This window comes from Pseudocolwellia antarctica (assembly GCF_049933045.1).
In the GTDB taxonomy this organism is placed as follows: Bacteria; Pseudomonadota; Gammaproteobacteria; order Enterobacterales; family Alteromonadaceae; genus Pseudocolwellia.
Genome location: NZ_CP187926.1, coordinates 4,386,032 through 4,404,153, shown reverse-complemented (window position 1 = coordinate 4,404,153; position 18,122 = coordinate 4,386,032). Strand labels below are relative to the sequence as shown.

10 protein-coding genes are annotated in these 18,122 nt (G+C 35.4%); 4 read left to right on the top strand and 6 right to left on the bottom strand.

Features of this window, described 5'->3' with window-relative positions; genetic code table 11:
* Positions 1–14: 14 nt before the first annotated feature.
* A complete protein-coding gene (gene hemE, locus ACPUVN_RS19125) occupies positions 15–1,085 on the bottom strand; it encodes a uroporphyrinogen decarboxylase (RefSeq protein ID WP_426358720.1) in 1,071 nt (356 codons plus the stop codon).
* A 652-nt stretch (positions 1,086–1,737) separates the two neighbouring features.
* On the opposite strand from hemE, the gene ACPUVN_RS19120 reads away from it, so the two are divergent.
* Positions 1,738–2,223 carry an LEA type 2 family protein gene (locus ACPUVN_RS19120; protein ID WP_426369663.1) on the top strand — a complete coding sequence of 162 codons (486 nt, stop codon included), beginning with the start codon at positions 1,738–1,740 and terminating at the stop codon, positions 2,221–2,223.
* A 302-nt stretch (positions 2,224–2,525) separates the two neighbouring features.
* On the opposite strand, the gene ACPUVN_RS19115 is transcribed toward ACPUVN_RS19120, so the two are convergent.
* The 5 genes from ACPUVN_RS19115 to ACPUVN_RS19095 form a co-directional block, all read right to left on the bottom strand.
* On the bottom strand, positions 2,526–5,075 hold the full coding sequence (locus ACPUVN_RS19115; RefSeq protein WP_426369662.1) for a glycoside hydrolase family 3 N-terminal domain-containing protein: 2,550 nt from the start codon (positions 5,073–5,075) through the stop codon (positions 2,526–2,528).
* Between the two features lie 186 nt (positions 5,076–5,261).
* Positions 5,262–6,782: a tryptophan halogenase family protein gene (locus ACPUVN_RS19110; protein ID WP_426369661.1), complete on the bottom strand. Its 1,521-nt coding sequence runs from the start codon at positions 6,780–6,782 to the stop codon at positions 5,262–5,264.
* A gap of 87 nt (positions 6,783–6,869) precedes the next feature.
* The gene (locus ACPUVN_RS19105) at positions 6,870–10,064 is read right to left on the bottom strand and encodes a TonB-dependent receptor (RefSeq protein ID WP_426369660.1); all 3,195 of its coding nucleotides are present in this window, start codon (positions 10,062–10,064) and stop codon (positions 6,870–6,872) included.
* 124 nt (positions 10,065–10,188) lie between these two features.
* Positions 10,189–11,067, bottom strand: coding sequence for a glycoside hydrolase family 5 protein (locus ACPUVN_RS19100; RefSeq protein WP_426369659.1), 879 nt, complete (start codon positions 11,065–11,067; stop codon positions 10,189–10,191).
* Positions 11,027–11,302 (bottom strand): hypothetical protein, encoded by a 276-nt coding sequence (locus ACPUVN_RS19095; protein ID WP_426369658.1) that lies wholly within the window; start codon positions 11,300–11,302, stop codon positions 11,027–11,029. Before ACPUVN_RS19095 ends, ACPUVN_RS19100 begins: the two co-directional genes overlap by 41 nt.
* Positions 11,303–11,673: 371 nt before the next feature.
* On the opposite strand from ACPUVN_RS19095, the gene ACPUVN_RS19090 reads away from it, so the two are divergent.
* The 3 genes from ACPUVN_RS19090 (at position 11,674) to ACPUVN_RS19080 (ending at position 18,099) form a co-directional block, all read left to right on the top strand.
* Positions 11,674–12,786, top strand: coding sequence for a helix-turn-helix domain-containing protein (locus tag ACPUVN_RS19090; protein WP_426358730.1), 1,113 nt, complete (start codon positions 11,674–11,676; stop codon positions 12,784–12,786).
* 622 nt (positions 12,787–13,408) lie between these two features.
* Positions 13,409–16,402 (top strand): TonB-dependent receptor, encoded by a 2,994-nt coding sequence (locus tag ACPUVN_RS19085; RefSeq protein ID WP_426369657.1) that lies wholly within the window; start codon positions 13,409–13,411, stop codon positions 16,400–16,402.
* A 221-nt stretch (positions 16,403–16,623) separates the two neighbouring features.
* The gene (locus ACPUVN_RS19080; RefSeq protein ID WP_426369656.1) at positions 16,624–18,099 is read left to right on the top strand and encodes a tryptophan halogenase family protein; all 1,476 of its coding nucleotides are present in this window, start codon (positions 16,624–16,626) and stop codon (positions 18,097–18,099) included.
* Positions 18,100–18,122 lie beyond the last annotated feature (23 nt).

The following is an 18,122-nucleotide window of genomic DNA, read 5'->3' as shown; positions in this document are numbered from 1 at the left end:
CTCCCGTTGCAATATTACTTATTATGATAAGGCTTACTTAAACGATGAACCGACTCAATAAAGTGGCCAGCATGCTCAGGATTCACATCTGGGTGAATACCATGGCCTAAGTTAAATACATGACCTGTACCGCCGTCACCAAAGCCAGCTAAAATCTTAGCAACTTCTTGCTCAATACGTTCAACAGGAGCATAAAGCATTGAAGGGTCCATATTACCTTGTAAAGCAACTTTATCACCGATTCTTGCTTTAGCCGCTTCAATATCAATCGTCCAATCTAAACCAACACCATCACAACCTGTTGCTGCAATATCTTCTAACCACATACCACTATTTTTAGTAAATAAAGTTACTGGAACTTGGCGACCATCAGCATGACGCGTTAAACCATCAACTATCTTAGCCATATACTGTAAAGAAAAATCTTTATAGTCACGAGGAGATAAAACACCACCCCATGTATCAAATACCATTACCGACTGAGCACCAGCAGCAATTTGCGCATTTAAATAACTAATAACAGAGTCAGCTAACTTATCTAATAAAATGTGTAATGTTTGTGGGTCTGAAAACATCATCTTTTTGATCTTAGTAAAAGCTTTAGAACTTCCACCTTCAATCATATAAGTTGCTAAAGTCCATGGGCTACCAGAAAAGCCAATTAACGGAACACTACCGTTAAGCTCTTTCTTAATAGTACGAACGGCATTCATCACATAACCTAACTCATCTTCAGGATCAGGCACTGCAATTTTTAATACATCAGCTTTACATGTGATTGGTCTTTCAAATTTAGGACCTTCACCTGTTTCAAAATATAAGCCTAATCCCATAGCGTCAGGGATAGTTAAAATATCACTAAATAAAATAGCTGCATCTAACTTAAATCGTCGTAAAGGTTGAAGAGTTACTTCACACGCTAATTCGGCATTTTTACAAACCGACATAAAATCACCTGCACCTTTACGTACTTCTCTGTACTCAGGTAAATAGCGTCCAGCTTGTCTCATCATCCATACGGGTGTGTAATCTACAGGTTGGCGTAATAATGCACGTAAATAAGTATCGTTTTGTAATTCAGTCATTAAAGGGATCTCAGTTTTTAAGTGCTAATATTCTAACACTACAATTTTATTTCTTCTATATTCGAAATAAAAACAAATATTTTATTACAATTAATCACAAAAGACCGACAAATAAGCGTCTGTATTCATTGAAATATTTTGTTAACATTTAATTAACGGTTAATTTTCATACTCAAGTACGAAAGAAATACTGGTGTATATACTCTATTAAAGTTGTTGCATCCCCTAGATCCCTTTGCTATAAATTGTCCCGAGCTAACGAATAACAACAATAAATAGTCAAAATAAATAATAAGAAGCTTGTTATACAAGACAATACAGCGAGCATTTATGGCCTTACCTTTGGTAAGGCCTTTTTATTTGTAAAAGAATGTAAAAACAATAACAAAGTGTAATACCTCAATTACAAAACACCTCTAGTTCGAACCTTAAAAATAAAACTTATATCCAGAACATATAACTTTAATTGATTGAATTGTTAATTCTATTCACTCTTCATTTTTATAGTTTATGACAAACCGAAAGACCCCAATCCATACCCTCATATAATTCATCTATCTTTCACTTCTTCTAGTCGAATTTTAACAGTCTGCGTGCTACATTAGTTTCTTACAATTTTTAGTAACATTACGTTTATTGAAGGAATCCACCAATGCGTACATGGAGTATGTTTTTCGCTATATTTAGCATGATGTTAGCGAGTTGTGCCAGCATAGCCCCTATCAAAAATCCTGATGTGAGCTTGGTTAGTATTGAGCCTGCAAAAACTAAAGGTTTTACACAGTATTTTACGTTGAATTTAATGGTGTCTAACCCGAACAGTTTCGATTTAGATATTGAGGGAGTTACTTTTAATTTAGGTATTGCCGATCAAAAAGTACTAACGGGTATGTCGAACTCAGTTCCGTTATTAAAAGCTTATAGTGAAACTCCTGTTAGTATAAGTGCAGGTGTAGGCTTGTTTGATTTATTAAAATTACTGACTTATTTTGGTGAGCACCGTAACGAAGAGTTGAAGTATCATTTAGCTACAACGATAGATCCTAATGGTTTTATCCCTATTACTATTGGGCGTGATGGTATTCTGAGTGATGATTTATTATCAGGCTTAAAACAAGGTAAGAAATTTCTTAAATAAGATTTAACATGAAGCTAACCTTTGTCAGCTTCATGTTGTATAAATTCGGTGATATGCGCCTTAAAAGTGATAAATTCTCTTATCACTTCCTCCCCTCTTTGTTCATCTTAACATTCCAATGCTGCGACTCATTAACAAGTATATGTCTGCAGCTATGTTTGGCATTATTACTCGAACCTTAATGCGCTAACGTTTCGTAAATCAGCTTGGTAAGTAAAAGGGCTTCAACATAAAACCCCCTTACATGTTGAGTCATCACTAGTTTTAATAAGATGATTTTATTTGTGAGCAGTTAGACATAATTAATCACAACGAATGAACTTCCTTTTCTTTATAGACGACTCTATAGAAATAGATGAAAAGCTAAAGCTAAACTCACCTTTTGTTTCTATTACTACAGGGGAGTTAACCTGTAAAAGCTCATCTTCTCTTAAGTCAAAACAATGCAGAGGTATAGCAATATCTGTCCATTGGTTAGTAGGGATAGCAGCAATGCTTTTTGTGAGTTCAACAATCTTCCCACAAGACTCGTTACAGCTAAGTTTCATGAAAACAGCATCACTTGGTTTGCTATTTATTAATACGTTAATATTTACATAACTTGATTGAGCATACATAGATAAATCTACAGGTTCAGCTGTTGTAATTGAATAAGCTACATTCTCAACGCCTAAAAAGCTTAACTTACGCGCATCCTCTTGAATGTTTTTATCAATAGCTTCCATGCGAATAAGGTTATTTTCAAATTGATTAGAGTCTATTTGTGAAGTACCTTCTTGATTAACAATTGTTGGATACCACGGTGCAATAAAGTTTTTATCAAACAATACAAATTTGCCTTTAACCGCTTTATCATTAAGGCTGACTGTTTCATCAAAAGAATTTAATCGCGTATTATCTGAATGAGTTAATCCATATCCATATTCGAATAGTGGTGCATAGTTATCATCACCATAATTCAGATCTGTTTGTGCAACCGTTTTAGGCCATGAGAATGATAACTTGCCAGTAAAATCAAATTGAGCATTATCATCTACATCACGTAAAATAACATCCGCAATCCCCTCTCCTTCAGAACCAGGTAACCAAGCAGCAATAAAGGCATCAGATTGATTAAGTTCAGGATTAACCCACATAGGTCTACCTGAAATAAAGATACTTACTACAGGAATATTGTCTGCTTTTAGTTTCTTCAGTAATGCTAAGTCTTTCTTATAACTCGGTTGATACTCTATAGAGTCGCGATCGCCAACGCCTTCGGCGTAAGCTTCTTCACCAAAAACTACGATAGCAACATCAGGCTTTTGGTTATAATTACCGTTGATATCTAATTCAACAGAACCGCCCGCAGCTTTTACTTGTTCGGCTATGCCTTTATAAATAGAAGTCGCGTTTGGAAAATCACTATTTTTATTATCTGCACTCTGCCAACTTATTGTCCAAGCACCTGATTGCTTACCTATATTGTCGGCGGCATCGCCTGCAACTAAAATATGTTGATTAGCAGATAAAGGTAATAATTGGTTATTATTTTTAAGAAGTACTAAGCTTTCACGTACAGCTTGTCGAGCTAACTTTCGGTGACTATCTGTACCTAATAATTCAGGTTGATTAACAAGGCTTCTTTCTATTGGTGCTTTCTTTTCAAATAAACCTGAACGTAGCTTTATTCTCAACATACGTGAAACCGCATCATCTAATCTTTTTTGAGTGATAATACCTGAGTTAACTTGCTCTAAAGTGTTTTGATATAAAGGTTTCCATGAATCACCTGCAACCATATAAACATCGAGACCTGCATTAAAGGCTTGTGGGCAGTTATCATTTGTACAACCTTTAACTTGACCATGACCATTCCAGTCACCAACCACTACGCCATCAAAACCCATGCGTTCTTTTAATACTTTAGTTAGTAGATATTCATTGCCATGATTTTTTTTACCATGCCAGCTATTAAACGACGCCATTACAGTTTGGGCTCCGGCTTTTAAACCAGTAACATACCCCTGAGCATGCTTTTTAAATAATTCTGATTCTGTATCTAGATTATCGCCTTGATCTACGCCAAATTGAGTACCGCCATCTCCTATAAAGTGTTTTAGTGTAGCGATTGATTTACTACCTGGATTTTCATCATTAGCGAGTTCTCCTTGCATACCTTGAATAAAAGCTTTGGCATAAGTACTAATAATTTCTGGATCTTCAGAATAGCCTTCATAAGTTCTGCCCCATCTATCATTACGAGGAGCTGTAACCGTTGGTGCAAATACCCAATCAATACCTGTAACATTCACTTCAATCGCTGTTACCTTAGCAATTTCTTCAATAAGTTTGATGTTATTAGCTGCACCTAAACCAATATTATGAGGAAACACCGTGGCCCCTCTAATTTTGGCATGTCCATGCATCGCATCTGTTGCCCACATAGTAGGAATTGTAGAACCGTCTAAGGTGTCATCTTTCGCAGCTTCAAACATAGCTTGTGAATAATTCACCCAGTCTTGCACTTCGGCTTCTTTATTATTAAGTGGAAATGAACTTGCTCCATTTAAATACGAGCCAAAGCCATACTTGCGCATATCATCAACTGTTATACTTTTAATTTCTGGTTGAATAATTTGAGCAACTTTTTGCTCTACAGTCATGCTAGCTAAAATATCTGTAATTCTTTTTTCAATATCATCATCTTTTGCTATTTTAGATTCAATTTTCGGCCAATATTTTGGTATTGAAGAAAGCTCTTGCTCATCAACCTTTTCATCGACTACTGGCTGTGAATACACGTAAAACAACAAAGAAAACACTGCAATAAATACAGCAAAAAACACCCAAAATTTATATTTATAATTCATAATATACCCAGTAATAATTAACGTTTGTTCGCGAATTTATTAGTTTTAAAATTAAGAAGTTAGTAAAAGCGATTAAGTACTCGACTAACCAGTAAGGTTGATTTAACTCCTAACATTTATTTTTTATATGATCCTTTTCTATAAAGTGACGTAATATCAATATATCGCTACTCACTTGCTGTTAAATTAAGAAGCAGCTTTACAGTTTTTCTGTATAAACTCGGTATGAGTTGGCATTTTCATAACAGATTGCTCAATCACATGTTTTATGTGGTCAACACGTTTTTGAGCTTCTTCTACAGGCATTGCATCAACAAGTGGATGATAATGCTTCGATGTTAGTCCCTGCCCTACCATTACTGCAACCCAGCTCGACTCATGAAACAACTCGTTGTTTTCTCTAAAAACACGACCGTTTGTTTTGAATAAATCAATTTTTTTCTGTACTGACGAAGGTACATCCATATTTCTGCAATAATTCCAAAAAGCAGAATCATCGCGTTCTGTTATTTTGTAATGGGCAATAATAAAATCTCTAACGGCTTCTTGTTCAGCCATAGACTGTCTATTAAACGTATCAATATCTGTCTTATCAAAATCAGTTGACGGAAATAAGCTCATTAAGCGAGAAATACTTGATTGAATTAAATGAATTGAAGTAGATTCTAATGGCTCAATAAAGCCACTAGATAAACCAATAGCTACACAGTTTTTATTCCACTGCTTACGTCTAACACCTGTTTTGAAGTGGATGACTCTAGGTTCAGTTAAAGGCTCACCCGTTACATTTTCTAATAAAATCTTTTTAGCTTCGTCGTCCGACATAAATCGACTCGAATATACATGACCATTGCCTACTCGACTCTGTAGAGGGATTTTCCATTGCCAACCCGCGGTATGAGCAGTAGAGCATGTATAAGGCACCGCTTCTTCTGTTGATGTAGTAGGCATAACAACGGCTCGGTCGCAAGGTAACCAATGGCTCCAACTTTCATATCCTGTATGTAAAGCTTGTTCTATCAACACACCATGAAAGCCTGAACAATCAATAAATAAATCGCCTTCAACAGTTTGACCATTCATTAATTCTATAGAGCGAATAAATCCATTTTTTGCTGAATCTTTATCTTCGATTAAATTCACTTTATTAACCTTAGATATAATATGGTTAACTCCATATTTCATCGAAAACTTGTTAAGGTATTTAGCGTATAAGCCCGCATCAAAATGAAAGGCATATGCAATATCATTAAGCGGTGAATTGGGCACATTAATTGATCGCATCATTTTTTTATTTATCGCTGAAACACTATTAAATGCATAATTATCAAGAGATTCAGCTTTACCTAACTTAGAAAGTTTTAACCAATATTGATAAAAGTCGATGCCATCTAGTGGGATACCTATACTCCCAAATGGATGGATATAGTCATGATTAAGCTGCTTCCAATTTTTAAACATGATCCCATGCTTAAAAGTAGCTTGTGTTTCAATAACAAATTCATTTTCATCTATGCCTAGTAAAGCATTAAATAGTTGAAGTTGAGGTATGGTTGCTTCACCAACCCCCACACTCGGGATCTCTTCAGACTCAACTAAAGTAATGTTTATTTCACTTCGATTTAACAACTTACTTAAGGCAGCTGCGGTCATCCAACCCGCGGTACCACCACCTAAGATCACAATATTATTAATTTGCTTAGTCATAATTCAATCCTATTAATATCTCACTATTTATCTAACAAGTTAGTCATTCAATACGCAGGCTAAACCTACGTATTGAATACATTTTAGTTAGAATGTAGCTCTTAAGATCAAAGAGACTCTTCTATCGTTAACAAACCAAGAACGTCCAGAACGGGTGCCTTCTTCATCTATCTGAATAGACGTTTTAGTCACCGTATCTAATAAGTTAACGCCTTGAATACCAACTCGAATAGAGTCCGAATAGTTATAAAATATTGAAGCATCTAAAAAGCCAGACGCTTCACTGAAAACAGGACGATTCGGTGCAGTTACATCACGGGCAGTGATCATATATTCAGAACGCCAGTTATAAGCAATACGACCTTCTATTTTATCGCCTTGATACATTAAGATCATATTAGCAGTGTGTTTTGACTGTCCTGCCAACGGCAATTCGTCAAATGCAAGCTGACGAGAACCTGTCGCAGGTGAACCATCAGGAGAGGTAGTAAATAAATTACTATTAGGTACGCTTGAAGCATCAACATAGGTATAGTTAGTTTGAATACCTAAGCCATTAAAAGGTGCAGGTAAACCATGAAAAAAGTGCTGTAATGCAATTTCAGCGCCTTTCATACGCCCTGAATCACTGTTCAATGGTGTGGCTAATTCAACGGTTTTGGTAATACCAGTTGTTGGATTCTCTATGTCTTGAGTAAAACCACCTGATACCCAAAAATCTTTCAGTTCTTTATAGAATAACGTTGTGGTGAAAGAGCTATCACTTGCGTAATACCATTCTAATGACCAATCAAACTGGGTAGACAACATAGGTTTTAAATCAGGATTGCCACTATCGCCATTATAAATAGCGACCGCATCAACTAATTTGGGGTTTTCCGGATCTGCAGGTACGGCTTCTTGAATACCTTGAACTTCAGACTTTATACGTTTATAGGCTTTCATATCTCCCGTATTTGGGTAGGCAATCGCTTTAGCCGCAGCAAAACGAGAAATTAAACCATCGCCAAGTTCAAACTTAATATTAAAACTAGGCAATATATAATCGTTTGTAGAACGAGCTGAAATTTCTTGAGCTGCAAAGTTGCCAAAAGATTTGTCATCGTCAGGAAGTAAGTTTCTCGCACTTTCGGGATCTAGTTCACCATTATCTAAATAAACAGGTCGATGATCAGGAAAGCTAATAAAGCCTGATGTATTTCGTTCTAAATGCACATATCGTGCGCCGAAGTTACCCACAAAAGGTAAAAAATCATTATCTGATTCAAAATCTAAACGTACATAAAAAGCTTTATTTACTTCTGAAAACTCAGTAATTTCACTCGGTCTAAAATAACCATCAAACGCTTCAAATATTGGTTCACCTTGAGCATCAACACCCAATTGGGTTGGTTCTCGCTCAGATAACGGTACCCAATCAGTAGCTACATCACTTAAGCGAGACGCCCAATTAGCATAATCTCTAACTAATTCGGTAGCTGGGTGCAGTGTATAACCGTCACCAGGAATTGAAACATTGCCGCCACCAAAATGATTATTCCAATATATATTATCCACGTCATTGGCTAATGATTCATGCTCAGGTAAATCTAACCATGCAGCTTGATATCCATTTCCATCATTATCGGGGCTATATAATGCACCTAACTCATCAAAATTAAAGGCACTATAGCGGACTGTTTGATCGCGTTTGGCATAACGTACGCCTGCTTTTACTGAAACAAAGAAGCCTCTATCAAAGGTGTATTTACTGTCCCATTTAACAGCAACTTCATCGCCTTCACTACGCTCAACATGATCCATTGCAGAACGCCAATAATAAGTATCTTTCGATTGTAAAAAATTCTCGTTATCTTCAGCACCAAATCCATTTTGGCCATTCCATGGATTTAGAAAAGAAACTTCAGGTGCATCACCCGTTAGGTCTAAAAACTGATTAGCAAAAGTACCTAAATTAAGAGTAAGATCTAAATCATCAGTTTTAGCATTAACGGTTTGAATGTCTAATTCATGTGCCCAAGAGTGATTTGGACGAAATTTAAAGTTAAACGAAAGATCATCAACAACTGATTGTTGTTCTTTAATTCGAGTATTTGTTTCAAAGCGATGACCAAATTGTGGAATAGGATTGCTTCCCCACGAGGCAGCTGTTGGTACTCGTGTTTGATCTAAACCATTTGAGCGCCAGCCACCCTGTTCTACATTTGTAATATAACCTGATTGGAAAACACCGTTATCATCAAATTCATACTCAGGAAAACCATCAAGTGGAAAAGACTCATCTTGAATAGTAACGCCGTCGTCATCCCAAATATTGGTGGAATATTTAATGGTATTTTCATTCCATGAAAGCGAAGAGTCTGATCGTAAAAATTGTACTGTTGCAACCATGGTTTCATCTAAACTTTCCCATTGCCCAGCCAACGCATAGCCTTGACGCTCTCGTTCTTGCAACTGTCGACTTAAACCTGCACCATTAGGAGAATACAAAATAGTATCGCCTTGGTCTTCGTATAAATCTGTTCTTGGTAAAATAATTTGTGATTGAATGCCATCTGAACGGCTGGTTAATTCAGAATTTGCAGCATTAACTAAAAAGCCATAAGTACCTGAATCAGTTCGCCACTTGTTACTATAAAGTGCCGAAATTGAAGGTGAATATTCTTTTGCTAAGTCGGTATATGTGGCATCAACTGAAATGGCAAAAACTTGTCCTTCGCTATCAAAGGGTAATTTGGTATTCAGATTTACGGTACCACCAATACCACCTTCAATCATATCGGCAGATTGGTTTTTATAAACTTTTACAGATCCTACCAATTCAGGAGAAACATCCTGAAAACTTAAGCCTCGATTAGAGTTGGCACTAAAAGTATCACGTCCGTTAAACTCACTACGAGTTTGTGTCATACCTCGTATAACCGCTCCACTACCTTCAATACCAAAGTGGTCTGGATCATTAGCTGATGCGAAACGCTCTAAAGAAACACCAGGAATTCTAGACATTGCTTCTAAAACACTTCGGTCAGGTAAAGAACCAATATCTTGAGATGATATAGCATCAACAAAGGTATCAGCTTCACGTTTAATATCTTGAGCTTTAATTAAACTGCCACGAATTCCCGTAACTTCAATAACTTCTACTTGTTCTGCATCTTTTTCTTGTTCCGCTGCATATGTATTATTTACAACACTTAGAATAGTTGCGGCAATAATACTGTGTGCAAACGTTATCTTTTTATTAGAATAACGTCTTTTTACGTGTTGTTGCTTTTTGTTCATAATAACCCCGAAATTTTAGTTATAGTTATTGCTTTCAATAAGATAGTGAAAGCTTTGTAGTTTTATTATCTGGTTTATATTTGTTGTATTTATAATTTTTTCTAAAAAACAAAACGGATCATTGTTATTTACATGCTGAGTTAAATCGAATTTCTGATGACCATTTACATTCGCCATCGATGCAATCAATTAAATTATTGTCAAAAGCATTGGTGTCATGATCAAACACTTTAAACCAGCCGCCATCGTCCCAAACGGCAGTTGGCATTCCTTTACTTGAGGCATATTCGGCATCAAACTTTGAATACCAAAGTCGAATATTATTACAATCCATTATGGCCAACTCGTTTTGCCATGCGGTTCCCCATTCACCAATATATACAGGCATACCATGGCCAATATTTTTAGACCACTCTTCCATTATCTCCATTGATTTAGTCAGATCTTGTTCAGTCCATTTATCCATAAAATCACCTTCACCGTTGCCATGAAAAGCCCATGGTTTATAGTGATGAAATGTTGCCATAATGAAAGGGTCTGTTCCTGAACCGACTTGTTTAATATCAGGCCAAGTTTTAGCCATTTCGTCAGCCGAAAACCATTGATTACCACCAATAACAACAAGACGATTTACATCATTCTTTCTAATGTTGTTGTAAGCCATTTGTGTCATTTTTCTTAAATCGGAAGGTTTCATTGCGGAGCTATCTTTTAAATGAGGTTCATTTAAAATTTCATAAAGTAATCGAGCATTGCGGTTCTTAAACGTTTGGCTAATGTCTTCCCATAAGTTTGCTAATAAAGCGGCATCTGCGTTTTCTTTAAGTTTTTTCTCATGGTGAGCATTAATCACCACAAACATGTCTTTTTTATTTAAGGCGTAATCAATCACTGCTGTTAACGCGATAAAACGGCTGTTATTAGAAAAAATCTTGCCTGATTTTGGATCAGCTAAATAATTATTATATTTTTTTTTCTGTCCAAGTAATAGGGATCCGCACATTTCTAAAACCACGTGCATGGTAAGCATCTATTTTTAATTTGGCGGAGCGTAAACTCGGTTCATGTTGTGCATTTTCAAACATTTGGCCTAAATTGAAGCCCTTTCCCATTTGTTTAGCAGCATCTAATGCTGTAACACAGGTATGTTCAGGAGTATTTTTATGTTCACAAATGTTTTGAGAAAAAGCTTGAAAGGAGGACAGTAATACCGTGAATATAATTATTTTTTTTAGCATGTTTAAAGTTCTCTATTAATCTATTTTTTTCTTTTAAAAAAGATGAGTATTTACAGAGTGATAACTTAAACAAAACATTGTTTTTTTTCGTCCACTTAAAGGAATTTACAACAACTTGTACAATTAAAAAATAAACCACTGAAATTAAAGAACATTTAATTAATGGTTATACTTATAAATTCAAAGGATTATGTACAAATTTATGTAATTATTTTATTTATACTGTTTTTTGTAACTTTTTCTTTTTTAAGTAGGTAGTATATGAAACGATTTTTAATCCAAGGGACTTTGCTTTGAAGACGGTTTTATTTAACTCTTTTGATATTGTATTGTTGATAACAACCTATCAATGCATTCTGTTTGCAATTTTTTTGTTAAATCAAAAGTCTGATAAAAAAAACACAAATATATTACTGTCACTATTTTTATTAACTCAAGCAGCAATCCCATTAGATAACTTGATTAACTTTGGCGCAGCTTTCAGTCAATTTGCTGTATCCATCACCCCAGACCTTACCTATTTATTTGGCTTAGCTTATTGGTTAGAAGCCCCTTTAATGCTGCTATATGTTCGTTCTATGATTTATAAAGATTATAAATTCAAAGCCATTAATATCCTTTACTTCATGCCTTTCATACTCTTTACCATTTACCATAGTGTTACGTGGATCATGCTTGATGATTCTATTCAACGGACCATACTAGCCGTTGATAAAATAGATAATGCTTATTGGTTAGACCGACTACTTTATTTTATTAGACAAAACTTTAGAGTGATATTGAGCTTTGTTGCGCTATATGAACTGATGAGATATCAAGATCTAATTAAAAACGAAGTATCTAATACTTTAGATATAGATTTAAATTGGTTAAAAGTTTTGGTTATTGGTTTCTTGCTGATTCGATTGAATTCACTCGTGATCAGTATATTAATTATTTTCAATTTTGATTTAGATTTAAACTGGGTAGATCACGAAGCAGTAGGTTTAACGTCTAATTTTATTATTATGTTGTTAGTAAGTAGTTTAATTTACTTCGCACTTTCAAAACCAAATTTCTTCAAAGGCATAATCATTGATAGATCTCCGTCCTCGAAAAAAGAAAACTGCGTTGAGTTAAAGGAAATTATTTCTTCCGATAAAATAAAGCATATCGTTTCGTATTTAGAAACTAATAAACCTTTTTTACATCCTCTTCTTACATTAGAGAGTTTAGCAAAACAGCTTGATATGTCTCCTCGTTTACTTTCAAACGTACTGAACAAGCACTTCGAGAAGAATTTTTATGAGTTTATTAATAGTTATAGAATCGAAGAAAGTAAACGCTTAATTAAAGAGAACATTGATAAAAAATTCACCATGCTCGAAATATTAAATGAGTCTGGCTTCAACAGTAAAGCAACTTTCAATACCTTCTTCAAAAAACAAGTTGATATGACGCCTAGAGAATTTAAGAAACACTGTCAAAATCAAATAAGCGGCTAAGTAAGCGTTTAGTAATGAACCTTATTTATTAGCATATTCACTACGATTAAGTCCGTACAGTACACCCTTATATTTTCACTTTATAAAGAAAGAAATGTAATGCCTTAATTAAATTTACTGTCATTATCTTTCTTGCCTCTCTAACTCTCCAACTGTAAATCCCACATAGATTCATTCTTAAAAGTATCAATACATATGTTAATCGTATGAGATAAAGCCCAATCAATAACAATATTTTGTATCAAAAAAACTTATGTTCACTAATTTTTATATAGTGCTTTTAGTTATAAAACTTAAAAAACAACTCATATTTTTATATTAAAGAAAAAATCAAATAATAAATTTTAATAAATATCTTCTGCTTTTTTGTCTAACTAAAGGTAAATCATCAATTAAGACAAAATATAACGTATTGAAAATAAAGTATAAATCACACCTTTATGTCTAAATAAAGAATTGCCGTTTATTTAGACTATCTCGACCTTAGCTAACAGGTAATATCTAAATTGGCCCTACCAAAATAAATATAGGTCTTGCCAGATAGATAAACATAATTAATAAAAAGCCTACGAGAAATTAATACGTAGGATAACTATTAAAAATATTAGAACGGGGAATATAAATGAACAATTTAATAAAAAAACAATACTTTGTTAAAAGCCTTGTTGCTGCAGGAATAGCTATAGCAATAACACCTTCTTATTCTGCAATTGCACAAGACGAAGTAAAAGACATAGAAATTATATCGGTAACAGGTATGAGATCGAGTATTCAAGAATCAACACGATTAAAGCGAGATGCTAGTGGTGTTGTAGATGCTATATCAGCAGAAGACATTGGTAAATTTCCAGACACTAACTTAGCTGAATCTTTACAACGTATAACGGGTGTATCAATTGACCGTGAAAATGGTGAAGGTGCAAGGGTAACTATTCGTGGTTTCGGACCAAGCTTTAATTTAGTGACCTTAAATGGACGTTCAATGCCTACAGCTGCTGGTGGCGGTTCTTCAGCAAGTTCAGGTGAAGGTCGTTCTTTTGATTTCGGTAATCTAGCATCTGAAAGTGTTAAGTCTGTAGAAGTATATAAAACAGGTAAGGCGAATGTTTCTTCTGGCGGTATTGGCGGAACAATTAACATCAATACGTTGAAACCACTTGATCATGAAGGTACTAAGTTTAGTTTTGGTGCAAAAGCTGTTCATGATACAACAAATCGAGTTGGCGACGATGTAACTCCTGAATTATCGGGCTTATTTAGCTGGACAAACGATGAATCGACTTTTGGTATGTCGTTAACCGCAAGTCATCAGGTACGCCATAATGGAACTGTTGGTGCTTATGTTACCGATTGGAGAACATCAGTATGGGATGGGACTGTGCCGAACACACCTCAATCAGCAGCTGACGGTGCACCTATTGTTTTAAATAACGCACCAGAAATTGGGCAATTACATGCATTACCATCAGATATTCGTTACACCATATCTGATAGAGAACGAACAAGAGATAATGCTCAATTAACACTTCAATATAGCCCTACAGATAAATTGGTTGCCACCCTTGATTATACCTATTCTGAAAATGAATATTTTGAAGCCAGAGCAGAGCATTCTATTTGGATGGATTCATTCAAAACTGACTTTACTTTTGATGACGAATCAACAGCAACACCTGTAATTTATAATGAAGACAGACGTCATCAACAACCAAGAGATGTTGCAAACGCACTGAATGAATACAACTATATTAACAAGAATGAATCGCTTGGTATTAACTTAAGTTACGACTTAACTGATGAATTTGTAGTGACATTTGATGCGCATAACTCTACGGCAAAAAGAACACCTAATGCCTCTTATGGTAACTCGCTTACTACAGGTATCAATGCACAAGTAGCAAAAACTCAAGGCGCAGTATATAACGATGGATTGCCTTTAATTGTATTAGGTTTTGATGATTGTGAGCGCACTAATCTTAACTGTAATGGCATTTTAGATGAAACTGACTTTGGTACATCGATGCTAAGACGTTTCCAAGAAACACATGAAACAGAAATAACGCAATTCCGTTTAGACGGTGAATACGAACTTGATGAAGGAAGCATCAACTTTGGTATTGAACGTCGCGAAATGGAAAGCCACGAAATAGAAAAAACATTATTAGAAGAAATGGGCGGCTGGGGTGTAGCTAATCCTGGGGAACTACAAGATGACTTCTTAGAGCCTATCGATTATGCCGATTTATTTGAGGATTATTCAACTCAAGGTTCATGGACACAAGGTTATACAGGAAGTGCTTCAGTAATAGGTGCTTGGGCCGCAAATAAGTACGATTTTGGCTTTGGTAATATTGAAGACGAAAGCGTTAACCGCTTAATAACAGAAGATGTAACATCTCTTTATGCATCTTTAAATTTATCAGGTGAACTAAACTCAATGCCTTACACCATTGTAATGGGCTTGAGATATGAAAGAACAGACACTAATTCAACCGCGAACATTGCTATACCTACCGCAGTAAGATGGGACAGTGATAACGATTTCACTGTTATACCGGGTTCTGACAACAGTAAAGTAGACTTTGCTAAAGGAGGTAGTTATAGCCATTTATTACCTAGTTTTGATTTTAGCTTAAATGTGACTGATGATTTAATTACTCGTGTTTCATACAGCAAGACCATTGCTCGTCCTGATTATGGAAATTTAAGTTCAGCCGTTAGCATTAATAGTGGACCTACAGCCCCTACCCTTGTTGGTGGTCTTCCTGGTGAAGCAAGTGGTGGTAACCCTGAGTTAGTACCTTATGAATCTGATAACTTAGATCTATCAGTAGAATGGTACTTTGACGACACCAGTTATGCTTCAATTGGTTATTATCAAAAAATTGTGAGTAACTTTATTGGTAATGAACCTAGCTTGCAATCGCAGTATGGTTTACGTGATCCGAGTGCAGGCCCTAGAGCATTACAAGCCATAAGTGAATTAGATGCCTTAGGTATTACCGTTACTGATACAACATTATTTTCAATGATGGCTGCTAATCAGTTAGGTGTTGATTATTTCTCTCAAACAGAAGACGAGTTCTTACAAGCAGTAGACATTTTTGCAACTGCAGAAGATCCTCTTATGATGTTTGAAACCAACCAACCCGTTAATAATGAAGAAGCTAAAATTAATGGTTTTGAAATTGCGGTTCAACATTTTTTTGGTGAATCAGGTTTTGGTATTCAAGCTAACTTGACCACAGTTAATGGCGATGTTGAATACGACATAACACTTGACCCTTCTGAGTCACAATTTTCACTAACGGGGCTAAGTGACACCGCTAACCTTGTACTCATGTATGAAAAAGAAGATTGGTCGGCTCGTTTAACATATAACTGGCGTGATGAATTCTTGTCTGATACTCGAGGTCAAGATCCTGTCTTTACTGAAGAATATCAACAAATTGATTTCTCGGTTTCATATACGGTAAATGATAATTTAAGTATTTCGTTTGATGGTTTAAATATTACGGGTGAAAACTACCGTAAATTTGCCAGAAGTAACGTGCAGTTATGGAATTTAGAAGAGTCTGACGCTCGATATGTTTTAGGCGCACGTTATACGTTCTAGCTTTTAAATAGAGAAATATGCCACCTTATATGTTCATTGTGTATTCGTGGCAATTTCATTGTTTTTAAGGCGCTACTTTTAAAGTGTTGATCAGTAACAACGATATAAACACTTCAATTCCTAGCGATGAATATGTACTTAACTTAATAAAGACTAGTGCTAAACAGTTAAGTACGATCCGCCTATTTTCATAATGAAAATAAATGCGTGAGAACAGAATCATGATAAATAAAAAACAAAAAGTAGTGATTGCTGGTGGTGGTTCTGCAGGTTGGATGACAGCCGCTGCATTATCAAAATTACTAGGCCATACATTAGATATTTGCTTAGTTGAGTCTGAAGAAATTGGACGAATAGGCGTTGGTGAAGCAACAATCCCCCCAATAAGAACCTTTAACAAATTACTTGGAATTAATGAAAAAGAATTTGTTACCCGTTGTAAAGCAACGTTTAAATTAGGTATTGAGTTTAAAAATTGGGGAAACATTAACGACAGCTATATTCATTCTTTTGGCACAACGGGTCAAGGTTGTTGGGCTGCCGATTTTCAGCATTTTTGGGTAGCTGCACAACAAAAGTCTATTGGTGGTGATTTTGGTGACTACTGCTTAGAACTTCAAGCAGCAAAAGCTGATAAGTTTGCCGGAGGTGAAAAATCACCTTTAAATTATGCCTATCATCTAGATGCTGGACTTTATGCTAATTTCCTACAAGAACTTGCCATTAAAAATGGCGTTAACCACATCGAAGGAAAAATTATTGATGTGGTATTAGATGATAATTCGGGTGAAATAACCGAATTAATATTAGATAACAATCAAACCGTTGTCGGAGACTTATTCATAGATTGTACTGGATTTGCCTCAAGACTCATGGGCAAAGCACTGAATGTAGGTTATGAAAGTTATCAAGATTACTTGCTGTGCGATGCTGCTGTAGCCGTTCAGTCAGAACTCACTTCTACACCTAAACCTTATACCCAATCAATAGCACATGATTGTGGTTGGCAATGGCGTATTCCTCTTCAACATAGATTCGGTAATGGCTTAGTTTTTTCTAGTAAACATATGTCTGATGGTGAAGCCATTGAACTCCTGATGAATAACCTTGATGGCGGTGCACTCAGTACACCTAAAGTCTTTAAATATAAAACAGGTAGACGCTTAAAAACATGGCATAAGAACTGTGTAGCAATAGGTTTATCAAGTGGTTTTATTGAACCGTTAGAGTCTACGGCTATTCATATAATAATGTCTTCTATTTTGCGTTTAATGCGTTTATTTCCTCATCAACAAAAGTCTGACGCGGCAGTTGATGAATTTAATCAACAAAGCAAAGAAGAAATGGAATTCATACGAGACTTTATTGTACTGCATTATAAAGTAACCAATAGAGAAGATAGTGATTTTTGGAAAAGCTGTAAAAATATGAATGTTCCAGAAACGCTGAATCAAAAAATAAAGCTATTTGAGCAAACGGGTAATGTGAATATTGCAAAACTCGAGTTATTTAAAACAGATTCTTGGACACAAGTAATGATTGGTCAAGGGCTACTGCCACAAGATTATCACAGTATAGTAGAACTAATGAGTGAAAAAGAATTAACAACCTTTCTAGAAAAGATCAGATTATCTGTAAACAATTCTGTAGCTAAACTGCCTAATCATCAGGAGTTTATCGATTTTATCAACCGTTAAATGCATGTTTTATTTCATACCAT

Excerpts from the sequence above, each read along its gene's own strand:
- hemE (WP_426358720.1), bottom strand. The coding sequence starts at position 1,085 with ATGACTGAATTACAAAACGATACTTATTTACGTGCATTATTACGCCAA.
- ACPUVN_RS19120 (WP_426369663.1), top strand. The coding sequence starts at position 1,738 with ATGCGTACATGGAGTATGTTTTTCGCTATATTTAGCATGATGTTAGCG.
- ACPUVN_RS19115 (WP_426369662.1), bottom strand. The coding sequence starts at position 5,075 with ATGAATTATAAATATAAATTTTGGGTGTTTTTTGCTGTATTTATTGCA.
- ACPUVN_RS19110 (WP_426369661.1), bottom strand. The coding sequence starts at position 6,782 with ATGACTAAGCAAATTAATAATATTGTGATCTTAGGTGGTGGTACCGCG.
- ACPUVN_RS19105 (WP_426369660.1), bottom strand. The coding sequence starts at position 10,064 with ATGAACAAAAAGCAACAACACGTAAAAAGACGTTATTCTAATAAAAAG.
- ACPUVN_RS19100 (WP_426369659.1), bottom strand. The coding sequence starts at position 11,067 with ATGTGCGGATCCCTATTACTTGGACAGAAAAAAAAATATAATAATTAT.
- ACPUVN_RS19095 (WP_426369658.1), bottom strand. The coding sequence starts at position 11,302 with ATGCTAAAAAAAATAATTATATTCACGGTATTACTGTCCTCCTTTCAA.
- ACPUVN_RS19085 (WP_426369657.1), top strand. The coding sequence starts at position 13,409 with ATGAACAATTTAATAAAAAAACAATACTTTGTTAAAAGCCTTGTTGCT.
- ACPUVN_RS19080 (WP_426369656.1), top strand. The coding sequence starts at position 16,624 with ATGATAAATAAAAAACAAAAAGTAGTGATTGCTGGTGGTGGTTCTGCA.